Genomic DNA, 25,371 nt, shown 5'->3' with positions numbered 1-25,371 from the left:
GTCATCGCTTATTCAGATTTCAGTATGAACGCTACTCTATGGCAAAGTTGGATTATTTCCCTATTAAATAGCCCAAGCTGTCTGTTCGCTCCCGCATCCAACCCGTTAGTCCACTTTGAATGCGAACCTGCCACCACGTTCCATTGTGTGCGCAGGCAGGACCGCCAATAATTGTGAGAGTTGTTCCCTTTTCCACTTTCGATATGCTGTTTTCGTAATACTCCAGTGGGACGATAGGCGCTGTTCGCAAATTGACTTTTTCCCAAATGACTTTAGCGCGATCGCCTACTTTAAGCTTTACGTAACTCAAATCATCGCACCAATACTTTTGCGTTGAAGTTTGAGAGGATGTGGAACCCAGAACTGGCGCTTTTGTATTTGGCGGGGTAGAAGACGTGAGAACGATGGTGTAGGTAACACGAATCGCGCCATCGTTTGATGTTATGGTATTTGTCTCGTTGGTTGCCCAACCATCTTTTCTACTTAAGTAAACGCCTTGCGATCCAATAATATCTGCTTTCTGAACCCATTCCTTGAGTTTGCCGCTCAGAAAACTGTACAGTACACTCGCAACAAATGTAAAAGGGCTGCTTTTTGTGAGTAATGTAACCCCCAATTTCTCAGCGCCCTTTTTTGCTACTGATCCAAGCGCCTTTCCAAGACCTGCAGATGCCGCCTCATAAGAAAGGTCTGCTGGTAATGACGATTTGTCCTCGTCCACAGCCATGATCGTGATGTAGACCCCGTCTGATACTTTGGATTCGTCAAAACTGACTGCCAGTAGGCAAGGGGCTTGAACCGTATCTCCTTTGCGAACTTTCAGCGGTTTATCCCCCGGACAGAACATGCCACTCGATTTGCCGGATGTATCGGCCGCCAGGATGATTAGGCGAAATTCCCCGGGGCCGGTTACGTCCCCTACGTTTGCTAGAAATTTGATTTCATCAATATACAAATTGACAAAATTAATATTGTCACTTTTTTCCTGTGATAAATCAAATTGGGTTTGTGTCTTATATTCTGATGAAGTTCCTCCGTAAGGCAGTGTCGTCGCCAAGACTAAAAACGAAAAAATGAAACGTAGCCTGAGCATGGTTGCCTCCTTGCGTTCGTATATCAAAGTTTTTCGTGCGCCTGTAATAAGCAATGAACGAATCCTACCCAAGAATCCCCGTCTGGACAAGGCGGAATTGGTTACGCCTTCGATAACGCAATCCCTCCGAGGCGCGCTCATCGGCAGGCAATGCCTCGCCGAGCTGTTTGCGGGAATTATGCAAGCGATTCCAAGCATCCCCTCACTATGAGAAGAGTTATTTCAACCAACTCTGCTCGATGGATTTGGCTTGTTCAGCAAAGTAATTCTTCACGGCATCCCACGATACAATCTGTAAAAGTATCGGATCGGGATCGTGCTCGGCGCTCTCGAAATAAACCAGGCGTTTTGTAACTTGAACTTCAAAGTCGCGAACGGACGGATATTTTTTAGGAGCAAGGTCGAGCAATCTTTTCAGGGGAATATTTTGCGAAATAAAATAGAGGTCATAAAAATCTTTGCGGTTTGCTCTCGATAAAATGGCGTCCATTTTCATCAAGGCAATGTCTTCGATGGAGGCGATGCGGAGATTCTCGTCCTCCACCAGCGGATTTAATAGAGTGTATCCATACCCGAAGAATCCAACACGAACATTTTTTACAACAAAAACCAGATTCCCCCAAGATGTATCTGACAATTCGGGTTTCAATGGAGCGAGCGCGTCTTCAAGGGTGTTGCGGATGGACGGGATATCTTCGGTTGGCGAGAAGAGGTCGATGTCAATAGATCGGCGATGCCCCAGTTGAAGCGCGAGAGCAGTGCCGCCCGCGAGATAGAAGCGATTCCCGATCCTGCTAGTGAAAAACTCGCGCAGTACCATGCGCATTTCTTCTGTAACAGTATCCCAAAAGAGCGCTGTCATTTTTCAGCGCTTAAAACAAGAGTCCAGAAGTTGAGATGCGGCTGGGGGAGCCTTTCGCCGCCGAAGCGGTTGATCCATAAAACGATCTGCTCCCGCGAATAGACGGTGAACAGCCATTTGATCTCAGCGCGGTTCCCAAATTGCAAGACGCGCTCGATGATGGTGTGCGAATCCTTTTCAGGGACGAGTTTGGCGATGTCGTATTCCTGAAAGAACGGGGCGAGGGAGGAGGGGATGGCGGTCATGGGATGCAATTGCTACGCGGAATCTGGCTGGGATATAGGCGGCTTACGATTTGTTATTCTGGTCTTTCCGCTTCTGCGCTTCGTTGAATGCCGCGCCAACGACAACGGCTTCTTGGCTTCGGGCGTGGAAGTTTTTTGCTCTTCGATCATAGTAGTTTCCTTTTAGGTAATAAATCGCCTGTTTGCCAGAGCGGTTTGCTAATCTGAGAACAAACAACTTTATTTCAGTCGACTCTTCATCTCCTGCAAATGGGCTAGGATATCAGGATTGAAATCGAATTTGCCCGCATGGGGTAGGGCGTCGTTGAGGATGCGTTCCAGTTCAACGGCGCTGATCTGGTTGTGCCGAATCAGGAAAACGAGATCATCCAAATCACGATCACTGCCTCGATCTAGCTTGCTGAGCGCAATGCTATATGGATCGAAAATAAAGACATCAACCTTCCCAAATTGACCGATGTGAATACTGCGTTGCTCATTTCCTTCTGGCAAGGGCACGAATCGCTCGATTGGGACTGGCTCCGTATCCAACCCCAGTTCGTTTGCAACTTCCTCGATGGCAATTTGAAAAGCGTCTTTTTGTAGGTCGTCGCCTACGTAATCAATGTCGAGTGTTTCGCGCGAACTTCCGAGAAGGATTAATGCGCTGCCGCCAAGCAGGTGAAGGGTCGCTGGCTTGGGGTAGCGCATTCCCAACCGCTGGAGAAAGTCATGGATAGCCTGCTTGGATACCGTCTTCATTTGAACTTTTCCATATACTTGACCAGACGCTCTGCGCCATGTTCATACGTTTCAAGCCAGTTAATGCGCTGTCCGCTTAGGACTTGATGTCGCTTTGCCAATCTCACAAGTGCGTCGTTTGGATTTGAATCCAGCGAGACGTCTAATAGTCTTGAAAATAAATCGGGTAGTTGTATATGTTCTCCAAAGATTCTAATCAATCGCTCTCTGTACTTTCGTTGAAGCAGAACGGCGGCTGTATAGTAAAAGCGAAGGTACAGTTGACTCGGCTGTGATGAAAGCGTTTCGTCTGCTTTTTTTGCATCGCCGAAAAAATCAGGATGACGCAGAAATAAGGGTATCAAAGCCATGCGCACACGGGCATCCCGGCTGTCTGCCAGCGATTGGATGAGTGTCGCGGAGTCAAGCAGAGGATGTTGGCTGATTTGTTCCCCCATCAGAAACCGCACATCCCGCGCCCACAGTTCGGACACCAATTGCTCTTCGCTCACAGTAACAAGACGAGTGTTCATCGAGGTCTATTGTACTTCCAGGCACCTCTTCGCCAGCGTGGACGCAACGTCCATGCGATATTCGGCGGAGCCGTACTCATCGGTCGCTTCGTGGAAGGCGTTGCGCGCGGCGGTGGCGACATCGTCGGAGGCTGTGCCGTCCATGGCGAGCATGGGACTTTTGCCGAATCCGCCGACAGCGAGGCGCGTTCTGCCTGAATTCCACTGCGCGAGCGCGACGCAGACAATGGGTTTATCGGCAGGCGTGCGCGAAACATATTCAAAGGCGAGTTTTACGTTGAGTGGAATGGTGATGGAAGTAATCAGTCCGCGCGGGCGAAGAGGCAAAAATTCGCCGAGACTGATCACTGATGACTGATCGCTGACGACTGATGACTGCTCACTGCTCACTGACAACTTCGCATCAAGCGCGAGCAACATCGTCGCAAACGTAGACCTGCCGTCGCATGAAACCAACGTCCCTGCAACAGTGGCTGAGTTGCGGATGTTGAGCGGGGCTTCGAGTTTCAACGCGCGTTTCAATGCTTCGAGGCAATGTTCCGATTCGAGGAGCGATTGCAGGGTGAGAGTCGCACCGAGTTCGAGACTGTTACCGTTTACGCGGAGCGAATCCAAGCCGATGAGTTGGAGGTCAACCGCTTCAACCGAATCAGTCGTCCCGTCTGCATTGAGCGAAGTGTGAGAAAGAAGCGTGCCGCCTCCGAAGGGCAGAGTGTTTGGTTGTTTGAGAAGCGCGAGGGCTTCATCCAAAGTTTTTGGGCGATGATAGGCAGTGATCATGAGGACTCCTTTATATCGTCCATTATACAATCAAACATGCCGCCACCTTTCGATGACGGCATGTTTGATGCGGTTGACTGCGCGCGTTATCCGGGCGGTGTGAATGGCGCCAGTTCGGGCAACAGATATTCGTCTTTGAGCGCTTGCACTAACATCTCGAACTCGTCGCCGTTTTCGTAATGACCAGAGAAACGCCACACCGGTTGGATGTATGGCTGACTGCCGTCGAGTTCGCCTGCCTGCCAGTGCGGGTTGGTGATGTAATACATCAATTCGATTTTTTCGATTGTGAGCGCGGGCGGCGTGTATGTTTCTAACGATTCTGGATTCTCATCGTAGGTGTTGATCTGGTCGGCGGTGACGGTGAGTTCCATGGGCAGTCCATCTTTTGGGTTGGTCGCCATCGAACCGCTGAAGACTCGCAGAGTGGGGTAGCCGCCGAATGCCTCGTCGGGAATCGCAAGTGTTTCCAGTAATATCGGGTCGCCTTCGTTGCCGAGGTTGTTGATATCCATGTTACCGTCCGGCGCCAACTGAACATAACTTTTTCCATCTTCCGCTTTGAACAAGATCGCGCTTTGACCTTCGAGTGTGATGCGCTGTTGCGTGCCGCGTAAGATTTTGAATTGCAGATTTGGGAATGGAATCTCGAACCGTTCGACGCGCGCGATTAATGCGCCGGTATTGTCCACGCCTTCAATAGTCGCCCAAATGTTTACAGGACGATTTTGCGCTTGCATCAGTTCGTCCAGATTATCGCCAGTCAGGTGCAGATAATATGTTTGTCCCTTCACGAGGGTTGCGAATGTGTATTCGGTCTTCGAACTGCCGTCTGCTTTACGGATGATGTTGATCGAGATGGTGCCGCGTTGGTTGTCGAATCGTTTTCCGATATCTGGACCTTGTTGGGTTTGTCCTCCGCCGCCAGGGATGATCAGTTGCTGGTCGACGAAGATGAGCGCGTCGGTCATGCCGTTTGCCTGCATGAGTTCGTCCACGGTGATGCCGTGCGATTCAGCAATGGAAATGAGGGTATCGCCTTCTTGCACGATGTAATTCCCAACGCCTAAACCCGGGGTGGGCGATGCTGGCGGGAAGGGAACCGGCGTGCCGCTCAAGTTAAGTTGGTAGAAGCCGAATCCGCCGCCTCCACCGCCGCCGCCCATGGCTACGGACATGCGGCTATCAATGAGCGTCCAATCGTACACGTCGCCTCGACGCGCGCCTACCACAAAGGCGTTTTCAAACGGTAGCGGAATATCGGCTGGCAATGCGGGCTCGAGGACGATTCGTTCGCCTTCTTGAGTTTGCAAAACATATTGTCCGTTTTCAGAGGTCAGCGTGCCGACCACGCCGTCTTGCGCGAAAGGCGATTCTCGCCATGATTCGATGTTGAACTTCTTGATGTCGTTCACCATGACGAACTGACCGGTCGCTTCGACGAAGGTATTGCGGTCCAGCGCTTCCATGCCGGCGGTGTTGCCGGTCACGGTAAAGCCGTCAATTTGAATGAAGGCGGGTTGCGCGGGGTCGAGCGCGGGGATGGATGACGGATAACCGTAGATCGCGATCGTTTCGTTTTCGGGATACTCGCGCGTCCACTGTTTCATGTTTGCGGGAGAGGAGTTCATGCTCTCGATCTTCCCGGCGGGGATAGAATCGTTCATGAGTTTTTGGAACGCTTCTTCGGCGGAAATGATGTTGTACGTCTGCGCGGAGGCGGGTTCGTAGCCCGGCAAGTTGGCTTCCACTTGCAGCACGGTTCCGTTTTCATCGAGCATCACGCGCATCGGACGCGTTGTGAAATACTCGTATCCAATTGGGTAACCATCGGGCGAGAGCGGTTCCACTGTGTAGCCGCCATGCAAGCCGTCTATTGCTACCTTGTGCGGGAAGTCGAATCCATGCGAGGATAGGAATTCGTTGATGATCTCTTCCGCGTTGGGAGGATAACTGCCGCCGAAAACATTGAACACCTTCGAGGTGTCGGCGGTGTACGTGAAGAAGCGGTCTGTGGTCATCGCCAGCGATTGCTTGCCGTCTGTGACGAGGAGATAATCCGTTTCACCGGTGACGGGATGTTTCGCCACGTACACCTGACCTTGAATCCCGAATCGCTGAGCCAGCGCTTGGGCTTGCTCGACCGTCGCGGGCGTTTCTTCTGTCAAGAGATAGATACTTGCTTGCGAGGGCTCGTCTGGTAGTGGCGCGTTCAAATACAGTGTTGCGCCGCGCCAATCGTAGCCGTCGTTTGGCGACGGAGTGACTGGCGTCTCGTTATTGTTGTTGGTGGACGACTCTGTTGGCTGAGGCGCGACCGTTTGATTCGACGCGGGTACTTCGGTCGGCGTCGGCGCGACTAATTTGATTGTCCAACTCATGAAGAGCGCGAAGACGATCAGCGAAACCGTCCATGCCAGCGCGGCAGTCGCTTGCTTGCGCGTGAAGTGAAACCACCTCGGCGAAGATTTTCCGCGATGCGCCTGCCTCAGCGATTGTTCCAATTCAGCCGCGAATTGAGAATTGGGGTTCAGTCCATCAGCGGTTTGCGCTAGCCATTCATCCATTTTGTCTGTGTCGTTTGTGAATTTATCGTTCATAGTTCTGCCTCCATTCTTAGGGAGGTTCGCTCGCGCAGGTCTTGCAGTCCGCGTGAGACGAGCATTTTGACCGCCGCCTCGCTCTTGTGAAGCGACGCGCCGATCTCTTGATTCGATAGTCCGCCAAAATAGGATAGGACAACCGCCTCCGCGCGATCCGGGGAAATCTCTTTCAGCGCGCGCGCCAGCGACTCAAGCCTCAGGCGTTGATACGCCGCCTTATCGGTAGGCAGGCTGGGGCTGGGAAGATGAAGCGCGTCGTCCAGCGGAACCTCAGGCTTGCGCCCGCGAAAGAACATCAGCCGCTTCTTCGAGGCGATCCCCAATATCCACGCCGCGAACGACCCGTCGCCGCGATACGATCTGAGTCCCTCCAAAGCGGATACGAAAGTCTGCGAGGTGAGGTCCTCGGCATCTTTGACGTTGCCTGTGTGCGCCATGTGATAGCGATAGACGCGCGGCACATATTGCCGATAGAGTTCGGCAAATGCGTCTTCATCGGCGAGCGCGTTACGCGCTAAAGCGAGATCGTTTGCGGCGGTTGTTTTCGTTTGTTCGACCATGTGTGTGATCAAGTAGCCTCCTGTGTTGTTGTGCGCGCAGTAGTAGTATGTTGCAGGAGGGCTGAAAAAGTAACAGGGAAATTTTAGGCACTGCCGAAAAAGCGGGACGCAGATCAACGCAGAAAACGCAGATTTTTTTCTCTCTCTGAATCAGCGTGAATCAGCGTTCACGCCGCGCTGGCGCTCGGCGCAAGTGTCTGCGTCCTAGAAATTATTTCTGACAGAGTCCAATGTTTGTCAGTGATGAGGAGCGCCAACCTCATGTTTCGGGATAGACCTTCCACCCAAGTTCGTTCAAACGCGACTTGTCGAATTGTTCCTGCGGCACGTTGATGAACAAGGCGTTGGCTTCCGCCAGCAATTCGTTTGTCTCTGCATCGTAAATCCCTGACCACGATTCTGCCGCCCGCGATCTTGTTCTGCCCGCCTTGCCGACGATCTTCAACGGTTTGCCGATGGGCACATTCTGACGATACTTGATCTCGAGTTTCGCGGTGAACTGAAAGCGCGGATTTTGCAAGTCGCTTCCCATGTGCGCGCGGCTGGCGGTCTCATCGAGCATCGAAGCGACGATGCCGCCGTGCAACACGCCGGGATAGCCTTGAAAATGATCGGGCGCGGTGTATGTTGTTTCGACTACGCCCGCTTCCGTTTCGTAAAAATGCAGGTGCAAGCCGACGGGGTTTTCAAGCCCGCAGATGAAGCACATGCGCGAGTTGGGTTGTTTGGATTTCATAGTGGGATTATATTCGATGATATCGGCTCTCCATCAATATCGGTTTACGAGGAGGGTTTTTTTGGCGTGTAGCGCTACAGAGCTTTTGAGATTTTCTCTCCATGCTCTCGGTGTTTTCTGTGGCAGGGACGTTTGTACGCGCTTTTCCACACTCGGTTTACGAGATTTCACTTTGCGGCTAAGATTAACTCATGCAATTCGGAAATTTCCATGGCTTGCGAACCATTGCGCTCGAAAATAAATTCTTTCGCATCGAGAGTCTTGCCGAGGCAGGTCCGCGTATTGTGAGGTTGATTCCTCGATGGACGGGCGAAAACCTATTCGCGGAAACTCCGCAGTTCACCGTGAACGCCCCCTACGGCGAATATCGTTTTTACGGCGGGCATCGTTTTTGGGTCGCGCCTGAAAGCCTCTCGAGAAGCTATGTTCCGGATGACGCCGGCGCCACAATAAAAGAAATTGAGAATGGCATTCAAATGATTGGAGCGGTAGAGCCGGGCAGTGGATTGCGTAAAACTGTTTCGGCGCAAATCGGTTCGGAACAACCATTCATCATCGTCAAGCATCGCCTCGAAAATTTCGGACAGGCAACCATCAAACTTGCGCCGTGGGCGATCACCATGCTCAGACCCGGCGGCGCGGCGATCCTGCCGCAACAAGTCGGCAATGTGGATGGCGACGGGCTTCTGCCGAATCGCCGTTTTGCTTTGTGGCCCTTTTCGCGCTGGGACGATGCGCGGTTGAAGCCGGGCGATGAATTCATTGTCGTGAGATCCGATTCCACAACGGGCCCATTCAAACTGGGATATTTCAATCCGCGCGGCTGGCTCGGTTACGTCTCCCATCAGGCGCTGTTCATCAAACGCTTCGGCGCGCGCCGCGATGAAGAATACCCGGACTTCGGAAGTAATTGCGAAGTGTACACCGATGCGCGCGCGCTGGAACTCGAGACGCTCGGTCCGCTGGTGGAACTGGCGCCCAAGATGGATGTGATTCACACCGAAACATGGGAAGTGTATAACATCGACAACCCGCCGAAAGAATTGCTTGCAGGGCGCTCGTTGCGGGAAATCATCGCGTAACCATTCAGGAGTCTGCATTGAAAATCGTCGTCATCATCTCTGCCATCGCTGAATGGGTGGGCGTCAAACCGTTGTTTCCCGATTCAAAGATCGACTCGTTTCCCTACGGCGAATGTTTTACTGCAACAATTTCCAATCGTGAGATTCCCTTTTTTCACAGCGGATGGGGAAAGATCGCCTCCGCGGGAACCCTGCAATATCTCATTGACCGTTACGCTCCCGACTTAATCGTCAACCTCGGCACCTGCGGCGGGTTCGAGGGCGTTGTGAATCAAGGCGATGTGATCCTGGTCGGACAGACGATCGTGTACGACATTGTGGAGTTGATGGGCGATCTCGACATCGCCAACTACTACGCTTCTTCCCTCGATTTGAGCTGGCTCGCCGACCCTCTGCCGCATCCCGCCCGACGCGCCCTCGTCGCTTCCGCAGACAGCGACCTGCCGCCGGAAATGATACCCGCGCTCAAAGCGAAGGGCGCAGTCGCCGCCGATTGGGAATCAGCCGCGCTGGCGTGGGTGGCGCGGAAGAACGGCGCGCGCCTGCTCATCTTGCGCGCTGTCAGCGATATCGTCAATGAAAATGAAGGCGAGGCGTACGATAATATCGAAATCTTCAACGAGCGCGCAAAAGGGGTCATGCAAAAGTTGATCGCTCAATTGCCCGATTGGTTGAACGCGGTGAAGTTATAGATCCATTTCCATCAAGACATCTTCATCTTCGTTTGAACCAGGGATAGGAATTTCTGTAAATCCAACTTGTTTGTAAAACGCAACGGCGCGTTTTTGGTGGATGGCGTGTGTTTCCAGCCTGATGCGCTGATAGCCCGCGCTTCTGGCAAATGCGAGCAATTTTTGAAGCATTCGATATCCCAGCCCTTTGTTGTGATGCTCTGGCAATAGCCATAACCGTTTGAGTTCGCAAACATGTTCGGCATGGCGGCGGATCGCGCCTGTGCCAATCATTTCCTCGCGATGAGTCATCACGAGGAATATCCCGCCGTTTTCGAAGTAGCTCGCTTGAATATCATCCATGTCGCCGAGTTCGCCGCGCGCTTCATATTCAGCGATTGCTTCTTCCAGCGGTTTCGCGTCTTGGAAGACCTCATGCGCGACGCGATAGACAAGCCGCTTGGCGGTCTCCTGCTCGCCAGGTTGGATGGGGCGAATCTGAATCATGCGGTGGTTTCTCTTACGGCATTATAATCGTCGCGTCCATGACCCCGATCAATGAAGAAGAACTAACGATTCAAAAGAGAAACTTCCGCTACGTGCAGATCGACGCGGTGGGCGTGAGCATCTCGAACGTGGCGTCGCCTTTCCTGCCGGTGTTTCTCACCCGTCTTGGCGCGTCGAATTTTCAGGTGGGATTGCTTTCTTCCATGCCCGGCGCAACCGGGCTATTGCTTGCCCTGGTTGTGGGGCGCTTTTTGCAAACGCGGCGGAATATCGTGCCGTGGTACAGCCTCTCGCGCTTGCTGGTTATTTTGTGCTTTGCGCTGACGGGCATCCTCACCTTGTCCATAGCCCGCGAGTATATCATCCTGTCTACGCTGGCAATTTGGGCGTTCGCCACTCTGCCGCAGACCGCGCTGGCGGTAGCATTCTCTGTAGTGATGAATGCTGTCGCTGGACCCGAAGGACGCTATGCCTTGCTGAGCCGGCGCTGGGCGATCTTCGGTCTGACGAGCGCGATCGGCACGTTCATCGTCACGCGCCTCATCGATTTGATGGCGTTCCCGTTGAATTATGCCGTGATGTTCCTCGCGCTCTCGCTGGGCGGTTTTATTAGTTATTACTTTTCCAGCCGCATCAGCGTTCCCGACCAACCCCCGGCTCCTCTGGCAAAGAGCGAGTCGTTGCGCGACACGTTGGGGAATTATGCCGCGTTACTCAGGAAGAATCCAGCCTTTGTCTCTTTTGCCTCGAAGCGTTTCGTGTATTTTTCGGCAGTGACGCTCAGCCTGCCGATCATGCCGTTGTATCTGGTGCGCGATGTGCGCGCCACCGATTCGGATATCGGCATGGTGAGTATGGCGATGAACCTGGTGATGCTGGTGGGGTATTATCTCTGGCCCCGGATATCTAATCGTCACGGCGGGCGCGTGGTGTTGCTGGCGACCACCTTCGGGATGATCTTGCACCCGGCGCTTTCCGCTTCGACCACCCATGTAGAGTGGATCATCCTCTTCGCCGGTCTCGCCGGGTTCTTTCAAGGCGGGCTTGACCTGGTGTTCTTCGATGAGTTGATGAAAACCGTCCCGGTGGAATACAGCGCCACGTTCGTTTCACTGGCTCAATCGATTCAATACCTTTCCATGATTCTTGCTCCATTGCTGGGAACATGGCTGGCTGGGTTTATTGGGCTTTCCGGCGCGTTATGGGTGAGCGCGGGCATCCGTCTGATAGGATTTCTATTGTTCTTGAAGAAGGAAATCCGATAATTCAAATCAAGGCGATGCGGTGGCTGGCACAAGAGTAACTCCCAACACGCGCGCTAATTCTACGGAATACAAATCGTGTTGTTCGCGCGCCAGGTTCAATCCCTGATTAAGCGTGGAGGCATCTGCGCCGTTGAGGAAGGCGAGCAGGGTATCGATCACCGCGTTCATGTGCGTGAGTTCGTGTCCGTGCAATGTGATCAGGCAGGTTGCTGGGGTGATGTCTTGCGCGAGCCGCCGGATGCGTTGGAGGTTCGAGATCGCCTCGGGGAGTTGTTCGCTCGGGAGGTTGGATGCCAGCGCCGAGGCGTCGTCGAATTCGCGCATCAGGTCGTTGAGGGGTTTGACCGTTTCACTGATCGCTTCGGTTGAACACGGGTCTATTGTCGCGCTCGGCGCGATTGGCTCTGCCGGGGATGCGGTACCGCATGAGTTGAGGATCAAAGCGAAAATCGGAAGGATGCGGGGAGTGAGTCGGAGCATGGCGTTCTCCTTGTCTTTAAAGTGATCGAGGGACGGCAAACTGCCGTCCCTCGAATTGTATCTCTCTTTCCGCCCTATTTTTCTACGAGTACGAAGACGCCCGTCAGTTCAGTAGTCAACACTTGTGCCGCGCTGTTGCTGGAGGATGTCAGCGAGTACAGTTCTAACGGCGCGTCGGTTGCCAGCGCGTTGTCTATGGCGCCATCGCTGAGCGGTTGGGTGATCTCTTCCCATTGCCCATTATTCCAGTGCAGGACGGTGTATTTCGAGGCGTCGCTTGTGGGGAGCGGGAAGCCCATTTGAATGCCGGTGTTCTGGGGAAGCGGCTTGATGAGTTTGCCCTCGTTGAGGATGGCTATATCGAGTCCTTTGACGAGGGTGAATCCGTTTGGCAACGCCGCCGGCAGGGCGCTTGCATCGATGGTGTTGATGACAGCCTGGTAATCGCACAGGTTGTAGAACTTGAGCGTTATGCCAAAGAAGGTGGCTTTCGTGGCGCAGTCCAGGTCGAACGGAGCGCCGCCGGTGACAAGGATGGCTCCACCGAACGATCCGTTATTTGGCGTGGCTGGCTTGGGTATGTATTCCACAAGAACAGCGAAGGTGATCGAGGATGTGTTGCCGTGGCTGTCGATTGCAGTGCAGGTAACAATGGTCGTGCCGTGCGGGAACAGGGAGCCGGAAGGCGGGACGCAAGTTGCCACCCCGGGACCATCCACCGCGTCGGTCGTGGTTGGCGTCGAGTAGAAGATCGGCGCAAGCTGTTTGCTGGACGTATCGACTACTATATTCGCCATCGGGGAAATGACCGGAGGCGTTGTGTCTTGCACGGTGACGTTGAAACTTCCATTTACGGCGTTGCCGCTCGAATCGGACGCGGAACATGCTACGGAGGTGGTGGCGATTGCGAACGCGCTGCCGGAGGGCGGCGCGCATGTGACTGCCAATGCGCCATCCACAATATCGTTTGCGGTGGCGCTGAAGTTCACCACAGCGCCGGCGGCGCTGGTCGCCTCGACCGTCATATCGGCAGGCAGGGGCAGGGTCGGCGCGGTTGTATCTTGCACGGTGATGGTGAAACTGCCGACGCTTGAATTACCGGCCTGGTCGGTGGAGGTGCAAGAGACGGTGGTGATTCCGAGCGGGAAGGTAGAGCCGGAACTCTGCGAGCATCCAAAGGTTGGGGCGGGGTCGAGGTTGTCGCTGGCAGATGCGGAATAGTTGACAACCGCGCCGGAGACTCCGGTCGCTTCCACGATGATGTTCGCAGGCAGGCTCAAGACTGGGTTGGTCTTATCGATGTTAATGCCGCTGGCGGTTGCCGGCGCGCTGACGTTCCCGGCGAGGTCGGCGCATGTGCCGGTGGCTGATTGCCCGGCGCCTTCTGTGTTGAGCAGAATATTCGATGCGCAGGTATCGATGCCGGATAATCCATCCGTGCCCGAGAAACTGACAGTGACATCGGTGTTATTCCACCCGTTGCCGTTCGGCGCGGGAGATGCGGTGGCGGTGGCGGTAGGCGCGGTCTTGTCGATGTTGATGTTGTTGACCGTTGTGCTGCTGGAGTTTCCGGCGAGATCGGCGCATGTTCCGGTGGCTGATTGACCCGCGCCTTCCGCGCTGAGAGTCACTGGCGCGGTGCAGGATGCAAGCCCAGATCCGCTATCGCTACCGGTGAAGGTAACTGTGACATCGGTATTGTTCCAACCGTTGCCATTGGCGGCGGGCGTGCGGCTCGCAACGATGCCCGGCGCCGATTTGTCGATGTTGATTCCGCTTTGCGTGTCCGACACGGTGTTGCCGGCGTTGTCGACGCAATTCGCAGTGGAGGATTGATTCGCGCCTTCGGTGGTGACAGTCTGCGTGATCGTCGCGTTGACCGGTCCCGACATCGCATCAGCGCATGACCAGTTCAGTGTCACGTCTCCATTGTTCCAGCCGTTTCCATTCGCGGGCGTGCGATTCAAGAATGTGATGATCGGGTTGGTGGCATCACGCTTCAAGGTGAGAGGCGTTGCATTCGATGTAAGCCCCGCGAGGTTGGTGCAGGAACCGTTGAAGGTGACTCCGGCGGTGTCTGTCGTCAGAGATTGAACGCCTGTGCAGGCGAGAGGACCGCTGACCGATTCAGTCCCGGTGGTTGTGATCGTCACATCGCTGATATGCCAGCCGTTGTTCCCCAGCGTTCCCGATGGAGTAAGTGTAACTCCGGTCGGCGCGGTTTTGTCGATATTGATACCCGATTGCGTGTCTGACGCTGAGTTGCCAGCCGCGTCCTGGCACGTGCCAGTGGCAGATTGCCCGGCGCCTTCGGCTGACAGCGTTTGCGTGACCGTGCCGGAGAGGATTGGTGAAAGGGAGTTTGTGCAAGACCAGGTGACTGTCACATCTGAGGTGTTCCAGCCGTTACCATTGGCGGCGGGGAGACGGCTCGAAAACGTGATCGTTGGGGCTGTTTTGTCGATATTGATGCCGTTCTGGGTGTTGGAAGCGGTTAACCCGGCGCGGTTGGCGCAGGTTCCAGTGGCAGATTGATTCGTCCCCTCCGTTGTGACGGTTTGATTAACCGTTGCCGCTACCACCCCGGATTGCGCGTCAACGCACGACCATGTGACGGTCACGTCTGTGTTGTTCCAGCCAGCGCCGTTTGCCGGGGTTCGGCTGACAAACGTAATGACCGGCGCGGACGTATCTGTGACGGGTGTGGTATTCATACATCCGCCGCTTGCAAGGACTGACTGGCACAGGTCTATCGCCGAACCGATAAAGACCGACGTTCCGAATACCTCAATGCCGTAGCGTTGGTTGCCAAAATACACGCCATCGAGGACGGAAACAAATGATCCGGGATTGCCGTTGATGCGCACGCCCGACCCCAGGTCGTTCGTATACGCGCCTCCGCCTGAGCCGCCCGGCACGTCTGTGCCATTTCCCCAGGCGGTGACATTATTCAATGTGACTTGGTTGACGTTGGAGATGGCAATGCCGTTCAGATCGTTATTGAGCGCGGTGACGCTATTCAATGTGACAATGGGCGCGCTAAGCGTCGCGCCGTTGTAATTCGTGCCGGCGGTGGCGCCATAGGCTTCGTTGAAGGATGTGTTCGAGATCGAGATCGTTCCGGTGGACGTGGTGGCTGTGAAGCCCTGGTTGGTATCGCCGCCCGTGTTGTCGCCATCGAATGCGCTTCCGCCTGTTACTGAGATGTTTCCACTGGACGAAAGGATGTTTCCGGTGAAACCGTCCTGCTGGTTTGAAACGTCGGTATCTGAAAGCGTGACAGGACCGCTTGTGGTTGTAATGTTAACCGCGTTTCCACCTCCGCTATCGTCCACATCTACACCGGATAAGGTTACAGATCCGCTGTTGGATGTGACATTGATCGCGTTACCGTCATCTTGATTATCCACGCTCGAATTGTTAATGTTTATTGTGCCGCTGTTCGTGGTGACGTTGATGCCGTGATTGTCTTCGCCGTCGGCGATATCCACGCCGCCTAAGGTAACGTTTCCGGAGTTGGTCGCTACATGAACGCTTGCAGAGTTGTCTGCGTTGTTTACGTCCACGTCATTCATGGTGACGGAACCGGTGGTCGTGTACACCGCCACACTGGGGTTCGTGGTGCTGGTATTGTCGTTTACGGTTATATCCCGCAGGGTGACGTTGCCGGTCCATGGATTGCCCGACGAGCCGATTTGGACGAATCCTCGGTTGGGTCCGCTTGTGCCGAAGTTTGTGTCGCCGGTGATCGCGCCGGGGTTGTTTCCATTCCACCCGCCTTGGATCGTCATATTGAAGGTGCTGATGGAGGTGAATGATGAACCGAGGCTGGAGGCGTTATCGCTCAGAATTAATGGGGTGGTAAACCCTGGTCCGCCCGGCCGTTCCAGGTAAATGATCCCGTCCTGCGAGAACGATCCGCCCATGTTATCGCGCATGAGGGTGAGCAGGCTGGTGATGGTCTGGTTTGTGGTGCACCCGTTTGCCCCGGGGGTGGGAACCGCTTGCGAGGCTGGGCACCAGATCGGATCTGCTTCCACAAGAACGGTGGCGGCTTCTGCGCTTGCCAACGAGAGCGGATTGCCATTCTCATCGAGGATCACAACATCTGTATCTTGGGGGAGGTTTGCCACCAGTTCGAATACCGGCGCTTCCTCTGTTGCGGGAACTTCCTCGCTCGTGGGTTCGGCCGTTGGCTCGGCGGTCGGCGTTGCCTCTGGGAGTTCGGTCGCCGTCGGTTCGACAGGCAGTTCAGTCGCTTCAACCGGCGGCTGGGTTGGCTCCTCTGTGGGTGGGGGTGTTGGGGTGGGGTCATCAGCCAGGACAACATGGACATTTAGTAAATTGGAGATGACAGTCAGAATAATAAAAATAGACCAAATCAAACGACGATTAATGTGGGGCATCTTCTTCACCTTTACCTTTCAAGGTTGTTAACTTGCTGGCATGACGGCTCGTCAACAACTCTGTTACCTATTGGTTACAGTGAAAAGGTTACATAGGGGCGCTTCCCCGAATGAAAAACCCACCATGCCGGTCTCCGGCATGGTGGGTCAATTTGAGGCGAAACCGGTTTGTTATTTCCCCAGCCTCGCTCGTTCCTCTTCGATTACGCTTGATTCCAGTTTTTTGAACAACGGGCTCGGTTGATTCAACTTCTGTCCCGGCTTCAATTCACTGGGTTTCCATGCTGGGGCAGTGGCGTTACTTTCACCCAGGGGAGCAATGGGGCGATACCTCAACACCGTGTGGTCGCCAAGGGAATCTTTTACCGTTTCAGTGTATTGTTCGCCAAAGAGCGGAGTTTCATTGCCGAAGAATTCATGCAATCGTTGCGAGGTGAAGGGGAGCGTGGGAGCGAAGAGGATCTTCAGCGAGTCGATGGCTTTCAAGGCGGTATAAATTGTCTTCGCCGCGCCGTCTTTGTCAGTTTTTACCGCCGACCAGGGCGCGTTGACATCGAGGTACACATTTACCGCAGTGGCAAGTTTTAACGTCTCGCCTAACGCGGAACGCAGGCGCGCGGCTTCGTACTCCGCGCCAACGGTGGCGAAACCATTTTCGATGGTGGCGAGCAGGCTCAAATCGGAGTCGCGAAGCGCGGCGGAGTCCACGTCTGGCACATGCCCTTCCCAGTGTTTGTAGCAAAACGCGAGCACGCGATTCGCAAGATTGCCCCACGTCGCCACAAGTTCGTTGTTGTTGCGCGCCACAAACTCAGCCCAATCCCAATCGCTGTCTTTGTTCTCGGGCATGTTGATCGTGAGGTAATAGCGCAACGCGTCGGGGTCGTAGCGCGTCAACGCGTCGCGTCCCCAGACCGCCCAGTTGCGCGAACCGCTGATCTTTTTCCCTTCAAGATTCATGAATTGATTCGCGGGCACGTCGAATGGCAGTGTGAGCGAATATTCTTCTTCCGAATAAATTTGACCGAATGCGACGCCGGCGCCCATAAGTTGGGCGGGCCACAGCGACGTGTGGAAGAAGATGTTGTCTTTGCCGATAAAGTGGAATTGTCGCGCGTTGGGATTCACCCACCACTCGCGCCACGCTTCTTTCCGACGGGTTAACTGACTCCACTCGATCGGCGCGGAGAGATACCCGATGACCGCTTCGAACCACACGTATAAGCATTTGCCTTCCCAGCCCTCCACAGGGACAGGGATGCCCCAATCGAGATCGCGGGTGATCGGGCGCGGCTTGAGTCCTTCGGCTTCGATCTTGCCCAACGATTCGCCCAGCACCGTATCGCGCATGTGGTCGGCGCGTTCTTTGAGGAACTTCTTGACATCGGGTTCGAGTTTCGAGAGGTCGAGATAGAAATGTTCGGTATCGCGCAACTCGAGCGCGCCGCCCTCGCGCGAGCGTGGGTTGATTAACTTTTCGGGTTCTAACACGTTGCCGCAGTTGTCGCATTGATCGGAACGCGCGCCCTCGAAACCGCAGATGTAACACGTCCCTTCCACATAACGGTCGGGGAGGAATCGTCTTGCGGAAGGCGAGTACCACTGCTTCGAGGTTTGCTTGAACATGAACCCGTTCTTTTGCAGGGCAAGGAAGATCGACTGGGACACCTTGAAATGGTTTTCCGTGTGCGTTGTGGTGAACAAGTCGTAGGCGATGCCCCAGCCCTGGAATAATTCAAGGAATCCGTTGTGGTATTTTTTGTAGACGTCCTCCACAGGCTTGCCCTCTTTGTCGGCGGCAAGCGTGACGGGGGTTCCGTGCGAATCGGTGCCGCTGACCATGAGCACGTTGTTCCCTTTGAGTCTGTGGTAGCGCGCGACGATATCACCGGGCAGGTGCGAGCCGGTGATGTTGCCCACGTGGATTTCGGCATTGGCGTAGGGCCAGGCTATGGCGATGAGGATATTTTCAGGCATTCGTGTCTCCGTATCTCTTACCGCTATGAAGGCGCCGAGAAGACCTTGATAATACTCTTGGCGATCGTGGCGGTTCAAATTTCTTTTCCAAACAAAAAGGCTGTCCGAAAATGGACAGCCCGTTTTTGACAGGTGCAAAAACCTAACGTGCCATCCAGACGCGACTCGACATCTCCATGTCCATGGACATCAACATGGTTTTTGTCACCGTTGAGAAGGCGGATTTTGATTGCATGGGGCTTATTGTACTACAACAATTTCTTCAGAACTGAAAACGGGGAATCCTCATTCCCCTGGCTGTGCCCGCAATCTTTGAGGTTCAAATCCTGTCCGCACTCGATGCACAAGCCTTTGCACTCCTCGTCGTGAAGAGGATTGATCGGCACTTCAAGCAGGGCATACTCACGCAACATCGGAGCCAGGTCGATCTGACGATCCTCAGGGAGCAAAACGCCAGTCTCGCTGGCTGAATCTTTGTCGAAGGCGTACAACTCGGTGAAACCCCACTTGAGCGGTTGGGCAAAATCTTTCAAACAGCGCGCGCATTGTAATTTTGTGTCGCCTGAAAAAGCGCCCTGCACGATCAATCCCTGCGGGGTGCGGCCGATGCGCGCGGAGCCGTTGAGATTCGACACCTCGAAGTCGTCAAGCTTGACATGATCGAACTCGAGAGGGATTTCATGGCTATAGCCGACTTCTTCATGGACAATAAAGCCGACATTGATGCGGAATGGTTTGCGAGGATTGGTCATTGGAACTTCTCAGGTAACAGTCACTTTGAAAGCGACTGTCACCTTTTCGTTATATGTTTCTATCGACAATAAACTTTGCCAGGTCTTCGAGCGCGTCTTTCTCCGGGCTGGCTGGCGCAATGTCCAGGGCGGTTAATGCCCGTCCGACGGCGTTCCGCGCTTCATCCATCGCTTGCCCAATCGCGCGGCTTTCACGGATCGTATCCACGAGCCGTTGGACGCGGGCGGTATCTTTCCATCCGCCTTCGGGCAATGACAACACGTCTTCTTTATGTGGGTTTGCTTCCGCAAAATAAATGGCTGGCAGGGTAACCAGCCCGTTCAATAAATCTGAGCCGATCGGTTTACCCACCGTGGATTGGTCGCCGACGAAATCAAGGATATCGTCCACGATCTGGAACGCCATGCCCACTTCGTAGCCAAACGCCTTCATGGCAATCCGCATTTCTTCATCCTCTGTGGCAACCATCGTCGCCGCCAGTGCGGACATTTCGAACAGCGACGCGGTCTTGGCGTAAATGCGGTTGTAATAGTTATCGCGGTCGATGATCCCGCGGGCTGAGAACATTTGCGTCAATTCGCCGTTGACGATAGTGGCAAGCGTTTCAGAAAAGAGTTTCATCAATGGCAGGTAGTCGGTCTCGGCGGCGAGTTTAGCGGCGCGCGCAAACAGAAAGTCGCCGGTGAGTACGGTCGCGGCGGGAGACCAACGCGCGTTGAGCGTCGGTATTCCGCGGCGGAGCAATGCCCCGTCAATTAGATCATCGTGGACGAGAGTGGCAGTGTGGAGCAACTCCACGGAGGCGCCGAGGGTGATCAATTTCTCTTCGGGCGCGCCAAGCATGTTCCCGACGAGCAGGCCCAAGGTCGGTCTGATGCGTTTGCCTCCCGCGGAGAGTAAATGCTCAAGCGCCGATTTTAAGTCGGGGTGCTGATCGTCGCCAGCCTGTTCGCGCATCCGCTGTTCGACGAATTGGAGTTGTTCGTTTACCGAGGTGAAGAAAGTGGTTGCGCTCATGTGTGGGTCTCCCATCTGAACAGGCGATTCGCGTTCTTGGTTGTGGCTTCTGTGATCGTATCGCGCGTCGCTCGATGGACTTCCGCAATTTTATCAGCAATGAGCGCGACGTTTGCAGGCTCATTACGCTTGCCGCGGTGTGGGACCGGTGTCTGAAACGGCGAATCGGTTTCGATCAGGATTCGGTCCAACGGCAGTTGACGGACGATCTCGCGCTGTGATTCGTTTTTTTTGTAGGTGACGGGACCCGTGATGCCGATGAAAAAATTCATGCCCATCGCGCGTTTCGCAGATTCAAGATTCCCGTTGAACGAGTGAAACACACCGGGGCGAGGTTTCAGCGCGGTGATTTTTTCGTACCAGAGTTCAAGGGTGTTGAACAAGTCGTTTGTCGCCTCGCCGATTTCCGCGTCGCTTTCTTCGCGCAGATGCAGGATGACGGGTTTGTTCACCTCATTCGCAAGTTCAAGATGGGGGAGGAGATTGCGCCGTTGTTCCATTCGCTTGTCGGCTTCTTTGACCCAGTAATAATCCAGCCCGATCTCGCCGATGGCGGCAACTTTCGGATGTTTAGCGAGTTCGCAAATTTCATCGAAATCTTTTGCGCTGAATTTTTGCATATCGGTGGGGTGATAACCAACTGCGGCGAAAATAGATGAATATGATTCTGCCAGTTTTACGGCTTGGCGGCTGGTCTCCAGGTCCATGCCTGGCACAAGCATCTTCTCTACACCTGCCTCTGTTGCGCGCCGAATCACATCATCAATATCCCCGGCGAATTGTTCAAGATACAGGTGACAGTGGGTATCTGTGAGCATAATTCCGACTTCGTTTGTGAAAATTATAACATATAAAGGGTTTTCGCCACAGATGACATGGTGTGGGACAGTGTGGGAGGCGGCGATTCTGGATGGTCGCGCTGTGTAAAGTCGCAGGGATCGCAGAGATTTTGAGGTTTCTTTCTGCGGTCTCGGCGGTCTCTGTGGCAACGAGCGTTTTACACACATGCTTCGCTGTTCCCGGCATGAATGCGCATGGTATAGTAAAGAGGAGGAGAACTGCGATGAAAAAAATACGATTTCTATTTTCGATCTTGATCCTGTTTGCCCTGTTTCCTCCCAGTCGCGCTGTCCGCGCCGATGTTGCGCCGCCCGAAGCTCCTCCCGGCACAACGCTTTTGCCGGGCGAAGAGACCACCCAAGTCCGCATGGTAGCGGAGTCGGTCACGCTGACGATCTCTGAAGCAAAAAACGCGATTGCAAAAACCGAAGCGGTCTTTACCATGCGTAATCTCGGCGCGACGGAGGAGAAGATGATGGTTCGTTTCCCGCTCTCGTTCTTCAATGGCAATTCGGACGGGTTTGGAAATTTCCCCGAGATTAACGCAATCCAGGTCAAAGTGAACGGAAAGAACGTATCCACGCGCCGTGAGATCCAGCCGTTTGCCGCGAGCGAGTATTCATACCCTGAACGCGACGAGCTCCCCTGGTCGGTTTTTGAGGTGACTTTCCCGCCGAATCAAGATGTGACCATCGAAGTCGCCTATGCTGTGTATGGGTATGGATATTATCCCTACGAAGTTTTCAAATATGTTCTCGAAACAGGCGCGGGATGGAATGGCACAATCGGCAGCGCGGAGATCATCGTCCGCCTGCCGTATGAGGCTAGCGAGCAAAATCTCGACCTGACGGGTCAGGCTGGGTATGGCGAAACAAGCCCAAATGGAGTCCTGAGCGGAAATGAAATCCGCTGGTCGTTCAAAGATTTTGAGCCTACGTTTGAAGATAATGTTGAGTTCGTCGTGGTCACTCCGTCCTTGTGGAAAAAGATTATGGGCGAAAAATCCAACGTCGAGAAAAATCCAAATGACGGCGAGGCGTGGGGCAGGTTGGCGAAGGCGTATAAGGAAGTGATTCTGATGCCGAAGGGCTGGCTGCGCAACGACGATGCGGGGCGCGAATTGTTTTCCCTGAGCAAAGACGCCTACGAGCGATGCCTTGCGCTTTTGCCGGACGATCCGCTTTGGCAGTACGGGTACGCCGATCTCTTGTGGGCGCATTATTATTTCGATATTTATTTTTCCACCCAACCCGATACGGAGGGCGTTTTGCCCGCGGCGCTGAAATCGTTGCAAGCCGCTCTCGCGCTCGACCCGGATCTGCAACAAGCGAAAGATTTGTTGAATTTCATTAGTTACAGCGTTCCCGGGGCGGTCCAGCGAAACGATGATGGGACTTTCACCATGCTTGGGTTGACCGCCACGCCTCTTCCGCCCACGCCGTATGGCGGCTTACCGACGGAAACGCCTCTTTCGACGCCGCAGGCTGTTTCCACGCCTCAGACTCTGTCCACGCCGACAGTTGGCTCCGCTCCCACCGAGCCATCTTCGTCCGGCAACGCGAACCCACTGTGTGGAAGCGCCGCGGTTTTGCCGCTGTTGGTCGGTTTGATATTGATGACGAAGCGTAAAATCTAAAATCGCAGCATAAAAATCAAGTCGGTGGGTTGATGCGTATTATCGCTCAACCCACCGACTTGTACCTTGTACCTCGTACCTTGTAACTCGTAACTTACTTTATCCCCGCCACTTTCAGCCCGTCATCGAGAATCGCTTTCACTTTATCTTTATGAGTCGTTTCGCAATACACGCGCATGATCGGCTCCGTGCCGCTGAAACGGATGAGCAACCAACCGCCGTCTTCAAGTTTGAATTGGAAGCCGTCCACGGTGACGAGTTCGGTCACTTTCAAACCGCCGATGGTTTGGGGTTTTGCATCCAGAATCTTTTGTTCGCGCATTTTGCGATCGCCTGAAAACGGAGTATCCACGCGATCGTAAAAATGTTCGCCGACTTTATCGAAGAGCATCTTCAAGAGTTCGGTCGGCTTCTTGCCCGTCTGCACCATGAAATCGAGAAAATACAAACCGCCGAGAATCCCATCGCGTTCAGGGACGTTGTTGCGGAATGCGTATCCGCCGCTTTCTTCGCCGCCGATCATCGCGTTCGTTTCGATCATCTTTGGCGCCACGTATTTGAATCCCACGCCTGTTTCGTGAACTGGCACGTTGTAAATTTTTCCAAGTTTATTCAGCATCGTTGTTGTGGAGAGAGTCTTCACAATGTCGCCGCGTTCGCCGCGAATTTCGAGCAGATACAACGCCAGCAATGCGTACACTCGCAATTGGTCAATGAACTCGCCGTTCTCATCGCCGATACCGCAACGATCCGCGTCGCCGTCAGTGATCAATAACACATCCGCTTTGTTCGTCACTGTCGCCTTGAGCCCAACATCCACGTTTGGGCGGATCGGTTCAGGTCGCTTCATTTCAGGGAACGACGGATTGCGTTCGTTATGAATTTCGATCACTTTCGTTTTGCCGCCCTCGAGCAAGCGCGTAAACCAACCTGCGCCGTTGCCCCACATCGCATCCATCATCACAACAAACCCCGCGTCTTTGATTCTTTGAATGTTCACGAGTTTGTGGAGATTCTTGATGTACGCCTCGGATGCGTCGAAGACGACAACCTTGCCGTCGCGTTTCGCATCCTGGATGGGAACCCGCTTCGCCTCCGACGGGGAGTCTGGGATCAACGCTTCGATGCGACTCAACCCTTCGGGGTCTATCGCCCCGCCGTTCGGGTCGCGGACTTTGAATCCGTTATCAGTGGGTGGGTTGTGTGACGCGGTAATGTTGACCGCGCCGCACGCTTTTTTATCCACAACCGCAAACGCGATGACAGGTGTCGGTGTCGCGCCGTCGGTGAGGTACACATTCAAGCCGTTGCCTGCTAAGACTTCGGCAACCGCCGCCGCGAAATTTTCCGAGGCGAATCGTTTATCGTGACCAACGACGACCCACTTGCCGCCGAATCCCTTTTCGATGAGATAGGATGCGAATCCCTGCGCGGCGCGTCGGACGTTATCGAAGGTGTAATCCTCGGCGATAACCCCGCGCCAGCCGTCTGTGCCAAATGAAATTTTGTATGTCATGACTCTCCCAAGAAATAAATTTAGTTGTAAAGCAAGCGTTATGGTGTTGGAGTTACTGTTACTTCTGTTGTTGGCTCAACCGTTGCCGAAACCGTCGGGCTTGGTTCGGGTGTTGCCGTTGGCGCAACATTGCCCGTCATCAAAATTTGCCAGGCGATTTCGAGATCGCCCGATGCGACAACGGGGAAAGCGGGTAAATTGGCGAGCGCCGAGTCGAGGCGTGAGATGGCTTGCGCCTGCGCCTCATCGCCTGTTTGTGATTGTAACTCTGTCAGCAAGTCGCGCGCCGATTGGACGTCCTCTTTTGCCAAGCCGAAATTACTCTGCGCAAGATACAGCCGCGCGCGCGCGAGCGTATCCAACGCGCGGGTCATCATCACTTCTTGATTCAACTTCGCCAGCGTTTCTTCGTTATTCTCTTCCATTTCCTTTTCAAGCAGGGTTTGCATCTCTTCCAGTTTTTGTATAGATGCCGTGTGCGCCTCGATGGAGGAATCGATGCCATCAAGGCGGCTGTTCACTTCGGCTAATTGATTTTTCAACTCTGCGACTTCGCTTTCCAGTTGATCCACGCGGACGCTGTTTTGCTCCACAGGGACGATGTATCGATCTCGCAGGATGGGCAAACCGAAATATAAAGCCGCGCCAATCCCTCCAATGACAATGAGGATGGCGATCAGTCTGAACAATGCGCGGACGAACGAACGCAGGGCGGCTCCTGCGCGCGTGCCAAAAGAGGGTTTCTCGTCGGCGGTGGGAATTTCTTTCACGGGTTGGCTTGGGATGGGCGCAAACGCTCCTTCTTCTTCCACGGGAGTGATCGCGCTGGATTGCTCCTCGAGTTGATTCGCCTCCAAAGTGGATTCGATGCGCGAGATTAACTTCTTGTTCACCCCTTTTACTTTTAGTAATGATTCAACAGAATCGAACGGACGCGCCGCGACCAAGTCATCCGCAATTTGGCGGCTTACGCCGGGGATCGTGGTAAGTAAATTGGGGTCTGCCGAGTTGAGGAAGTTTAATAATTTTTCCATAGTGCGCCTGTACAAAGACAAAATAATATCGGCGAGCAGTTCGTTTCGCGGACTA

At 54.1% G+C, this 25,371-nt stretch carries 22 protein-coding genes; 4 read left to right on the top strand and 18 right to left on the bottom strand.

The window, feature by feature from the left end; genetic code table 11:
* Nucleotides 1-52: 52 nt before the first annotated feature.
* The 9 genes from AC16KF_RS11975 to AC16KF_RS11935 form a co-directional block, all read right to left on the bottom strand.
* Entirely contained in the window at nucleotides 53-1,093 is a 1,041-nt protein-coding gene (locus AC16KF_RS11975; RefSeq protein ID WP_484037553.1) for an SH3 domain-containing protein, read from the bottom strand.
* A gap of 217 nt (nucleotides 1,094-1,310) precedes the next feature.
* Nucleotides 1,311-1,955, bottom strand: a complete 645-nt coding sequence (locus AC16KF_RS11970; RefSeq protein ID WP_484037552.1) for a nucleotidyl transferase AbiEii/AbiGii toxin family protein — start codon at nucleotides 1,953-1,955, stop codon at nucleotides 1,311-1,313.
* Entirely contained in the window at nucleotides 1,952-2,200 is a 249-nt protein-coding gene (locus AC16KF_RS11965; RefSeq protein ID WP_484037551.1) for a DUF6922 domain-containing protein, read from the bottom strand. Before AC16KF_RS11965 ends, AC16KF_RS11970 begins: the two co-directional genes overlap by 4 nt.
* A gap of 219 nt (nucleotides 2,201-2,419) precedes the next feature.
* Nucleotides 2,420-2,941 (bottom strand): DUF6036 family nucleotidyltransferase, encoded by a 522-nt coding sequence (locus AC16KF_RS11960; protein ID WP_484037550.1) that lies wholly within the window; start codon nucleotides 2,939-2,941, stop codon nucleotides 2,420-2,422.
* On the bottom strand, nucleotides 2,938-3,453 hold the full coding sequence (locus AC16KF_RS11955) for a hypothetical protein (RefSeq protein ID WP_484037549.1): 516 nt from the start codon (nucleotides 3,451-3,453) through the stop codon (nucleotides 2,938-2,940). The genes AC16KF_RS11960 and AC16KF_RS11955 overlap by 4 nt, the downstream gene beginning before the upstream one ends.
* 6 nt (nucleotides 3,454-3,459) lie before the next feature.
* Nucleotides 3,460-4,233: an FAD binding domain-containing protein gene (locus tag AC16KF_RS11950; RefSeq protein WP_484037548.1), complete on the bottom strand. Its 774-nt coding sequence runs from the start codon at nucleotides 4,231-4,233 to the stop codon at nucleotides 3,460-3,462.
* 86 nt (nucleotides 4,234-4,319) lie between these two features.
* On the bottom strand, nucleotides 4,320-6,833 hold the full coding sequence (locus AC16KF_RS11945) for a LysM peptidoglycan-binding domain-containing protein (RefSeq protein WP_484037547.1): 2,514 nt from the start codon (nucleotides 6,831-6,833) through the stop codon (nucleotides 4,320-4,322).
* The gene (locus AC16KF_RS11940; protein WP_484037546.1) at nucleotides 6,830-7,408 is read right to left on the bottom strand and encodes an RNA polymerase sigma factor; all 579 of its coding nucleotides are present in this window, start codon (nucleotides 7,406-7,408) and stop codon (nucleotides 6,830-6,832) included. Before AC16KF_RS11940 ends, AC16KF_RS11945 begins: the two co-directional genes overlap by 4 nt.
* A gap of 247 nt (nucleotides 7,409-7,655) precedes the next feature.
* Nucleotides 7,656-8,132 carry a PaaI family thioesterase gene (locus tag AC16KF_RS11935; RefSeq protein WP_484037545.1) on the bottom strand — a complete coding sequence of 159 codons (477 nt, stop codon included), beginning with the start codon at nucleotides 8,130-8,132 and terminating at the stop codon, nucleotides 7,656-7,658.
* 191 nt (nucleotides 8,133-8,323) lie between these two features.
* Here AC16KF_RS11935 and AC16KF_RS11930 point away from each other — a divergent pair, with 191 nt between their 5' ends.
* Both AC16KF_RS11930 and AC16KF_RS11925 read left to right on the top strand, forming a co-directional pair.
* On the top strand, nucleotides 8,324-9,214 hold the full coding sequence (locus tag AC16KF_RS11930) for a hypothetical protein (protein WP_484037544.1): 891 nt from the start codon (nucleotides 8,324-8,326) through the stop codon (nucleotides 9,212-9,214).
* Between the two features lie 17 nt (nucleotides 9,215-9,231).
* The gene (locus tag AC16KF_RS11925) at nucleotides 9,232-9,906 is read left to right on the top strand and encodes a 5'-methylthioadenosine/S-adenosylhomocysteine nucleosidase family protein (RefSeq protein ID WP_484037543.1); all 675 of its coding nucleotides are present in this window, start codon (nucleotides 9,232-9,234) and stop codon (nucleotides 9,904-9,906) included.
* On the opposite strand, the gene AC16KF_RS11920 is transcribed toward AC16KF_RS11925, so the two are convergent.
* Entirely contained in the window at nucleotides 9,901-10,392 is a 492-nt protein-coding gene (locus tag AC16KF_RS11920; protein WP_484037542.1) for a GNAT family N-acetyltransferase, read from the bottom strand. The genes AC16KF_RS11925 and AC16KF_RS11920 overlap by 6 nt on opposite strands.
* A 38-nt stretch (nucleotides 10,393-10,430) precedes the next feature.
* Here AC16KF_RS11920 and AC16KF_RS11915 point away from each other — a divergent pair, with 38 nt between their 5' ends.
* The gene (locus tag AC16KF_RS11915) at nucleotides 10,431-11,657 is read left to right on the top strand and encodes an MFS transporter (protein ID WP_484037541.1); all 1,227 of its coding nucleotides are present in this window, start codon (nucleotides 10,431-10,433) and stop codon (nucleotides 11,655-11,657) included.
* A 6-nt stretch (nucleotides 11,658-11,663) separates the two neighbouring features.
* On the opposite strand, the gene AC16KF_RS11910 is transcribed toward AC16KF_RS11915, so the two are convergent.
* The 6 genes from AC16KF_RS11910 to AC16KF_RS11885 all read right to left on the bottom strand — a co-directional run bounded on the left by AC16KF_RS11910 (nucleotide 11,664) and on the right by AC16KF_RS11885 (nucleotide 21,108).
* Nucleotides 11,664-12,137: a hypothetical protein gene (locus AC16KF_RS11910; RefSeq protein ID WP_484037540.1), complete on the bottom strand. Its 474-nt coding sequence runs from the start codon at nucleotides 12,135-12,137 to the stop codon at nucleotides 11,664-11,666.
* A 74-nt stretch (nucleotides 12,138-12,211) separates the two neighbouring features.
* The gene (locus tag AC16KF_RS11905; protein WP_484037539.1) at nucleotides 12,212-16,543 is read right to left on the bottom strand and encodes an HYR domain-containing protein; all 4,332 of its coding nucleotides are present in this window, start codon (nucleotides 16,541-16,543) and stop codon (nucleotides 12,212-12,214) included.
* A 171-nt stretch (nucleotides 16,544-16,714) separates the two neighbouring features.
* Nucleotides 16,715-18,520, bottom strand: coding sequence for a methionine--tRNA ligase (gene metG, locus AC16KF_RS11900; protein ID WP_484037538.1), 1,806 nt, complete (start codon nucleotides 18,518-18,520; stop codon nucleotides 16,715-16,717).
* Between the two features lie 248 nt (nucleotides 18,521-18,768).
* Nucleotides 18,769-19,272: a YceD family protein gene (locus AC16KF_RS11895; RefSeq protein ID WP_484037537.1), complete on the bottom strand. Its 504-nt coding sequence runs from the start codon at nucleotides 19,270-19,272 to the stop codon at nucleotides 18,769-18,771.
* 49 nt (nucleotides 19,273-19,321) lie between these two features.
* Nucleotides 19,322-20,290 (bottom strand): polyprenyl synthetase family protein, encoded by a 969-nt coding sequence (locus tag AC16KF_RS11890; protein ID WP_484037536.1) that lies wholly within the window; start codon nucleotides 20,288-20,290, stop codon nucleotides 19,322-19,324.
* Nucleotides 20,287-21,108 (bottom strand): TatD family hydrolase, encoded by an 822-nt coding sequence (locus AC16KF_RS11885; RefSeq protein ID WP_484037535.1) that lies wholly within the window; start codon nucleotides 21,106-21,108, stop codon nucleotides 20,287-20,289. The genes AC16KF_RS11890 and AC16KF_RS11885 overlap by 4 nt, the downstream gene beginning before the upstream one ends.
* A 245-nt stretch (nucleotides 21,109-21,353) precedes the next feature.
* Here AC16KF_RS11885 and AC16KF_RS11880 point away from each other — a divergent pair, with 245 nt between their 5' ends.
* Complete coding sequence (locus AC16KF_RS11880) at nucleotides 21,354-22,766, top strand: tetratricopeptide repeat protein (protein ID WP_484037534.1); 1,413 nt, start codon at nucleotides 21,354-21,356, stop codon at nucleotides 22,764-22,766.
* Nucleotides 22,767-22,860: 94 nt separating this feature from the next.
* On the opposite strand, the gene AC16KF_RS11875 is transcribed toward AC16KF_RS11880, so the two are convergent.
* Both AC16KF_RS11875 and AC16KF_RS11870 read right to left on the bottom strand, forming a co-directional pair.
* Nucleotides 22,861-24,282 carry a phosphoglucomutase/phosphomannomutase family protein gene (locus AC16KF_RS11875; protein WP_484037533.1) on the bottom strand — a complete coding sequence of 474 codons (1,422 nt, stop codon included), beginning with the start codon at nucleotides 24,280-24,282 and terminating at the stop codon, nucleotides 22,861-22,863.
* 38 nt (nucleotides 24,283-24,320) lie between these two features.
* Nucleotides 24,321-25,316 (bottom strand): helix-hairpin-helix domain-containing protein, encoded by a 996-nt coding sequence (locus AC16KF_RS11870; RefSeq protein WP_484037532.1) that lies wholly within the window; start codon nucleotides 25,314-25,316, stop codon nucleotides 24,321-24,323.
* Nucleotides 25,317-25,371 lie beyond the last annotated feature (55 nt).

The organism is Candidatus Defluviilinea gracilis (assembly GCF_057138825.1).
The sequence above is the reverse complement of the archived record's forward strand: the minus strand, read 5'-3'. Positions and strand labels throughout refer to the sequence as shown.

Coding starts and splice junctions, on each gene's coding strand:
- AC16KF_RS11875 (WP_484037533.1), bottom strand. CDS start 24,282: ATGACATACAAAATTTCATTTGGCACAGACGGCTGGCGCGGGGTTATC.
- AC16KF_RS11970 (WP_484037552.1), bottom strand. CDS start 1,955: ATGACAGCGCTCTTTTGGGATACTGTTACAGAAGAAATGCGCATGGTA.
- AC16KF_RS11895 (WP_484037537.1), bottom strand. CDS start 19,272: ATGACCAATCCTCGCAAACCATTCCGCATCAATGTCGGCTTTATTGTC.
- AC16KF_RS11950 (WP_484037548.1), bottom strand. CDS start 4,233: ATGATCACTGCCTATCATCGCCCAAAAACTTTGGATGAAGCCCTCGCG.
- AC16KF_RS11960 (WP_484037550.1), bottom strand. CDS start 2,941: ATGAAGACGGTATCCAAGCAGGCTATCCATGACTTTCTCCAGCGGTTG.
- AC16KF_RS11880 (WP_484037534.1), top strand. CDS start 21,354: ATGAAAAAAATACGATTTCTATTTTCGATCTTGATCCTGTTTGCCCTG.
- AC16KF_RS11945 (WP_484037547.1), bottom strand. CDS start 6,833: ATGAACGATAAATTCACAAACGACACAGACAAAATGGATGAATGGCTA.
- AC16KF_RS11935 (WP_484037545.1), bottom strand. CDS start 8,132: ATGAAATCCAAACAACCCAACTCGCGCATGTGCTTCATCTGCGGGCTT.
- AC16KF_RS11910 (WP_484037540.1), bottom strand. CDS start 12,137: ATGCTCCGACTCACTCCCCGCATCCTTCCGATTTTCGCTTTGATCCTC.
- AC16KF_RS11920 (WP_484037542.1), bottom strand. CDS start 10,392: ATGATTCAGATTCGCCCCATCCAACCTGGCGAGCAGGAGACCGCCAAG.
- AC16KF_RS11890 (WP_484037536.1), bottom strand. CDS start 20,290: ATGAGCGCAACCACTTTCTTCACCTCGGTAAACGAACAACTCCAATTC.
- AC16KF_RS11975 (WP_484037553.1), bottom strand. CDS start 1,093: ATGCTCAGGCTACGTTTCATTTTTTCGTTTTTAGTCTTGGCGACGACA.
- AC16KF_RS11965 (WP_484037551.1), bottom strand. CDS start 2,200: ATGACCGCCATCCCCTCCTCCCTCGCCCCGTTCTTTCAGGAATACGAC.
- AC16KF_RS11930 (WP_484037544.1), top strand. CDS start 8,324: ATGCAATTCGGAAATTTCCATGGCTTGCGAACCATTGCGCTCGAAAAT.
- AC16KF_RS11870 (WP_484037532.1), bottom strand. CDS start 25,316: ATGGAAAAATTATTAAACTTCCTCAACTCGGCAGACCCCAATTTACTT.
- AC16KF_RS11885 (WP_484037535.1), bottom strand. CDS start 21,108: ATGCTCACAGATACCCACTGTCACCTGTATCTTGAACAATTCGCCGGG.
- AC16KF_RS11915 (WP_484037541.1), top strand. CDS start 10,431: ATGACCCCGATCAATGAAGAAGAACTAACGATTCAAAAGAGAAACTTC.
- AC16KF_RS11955 (WP_484037549.1), bottom strand. CDS start 3,453: ATGAACACTCGTCTTGTTACTGTGAGCGAAGAGCAATTGGTGTCCGAA.
- metG (WP_484037538.1), bottom strand. CDS start 18,520: ATGCCTGAAAATATCCTCATCGCCATAGCCTGGCCCTACGCCAATGCC.
- AC16KF_RS11905 (WP_484037539.1), bottom strand. CDS start 16,543: ATGCCCCACATTAATCGTCGTTTGATTTGGTCTATTTTTATTATTCTG.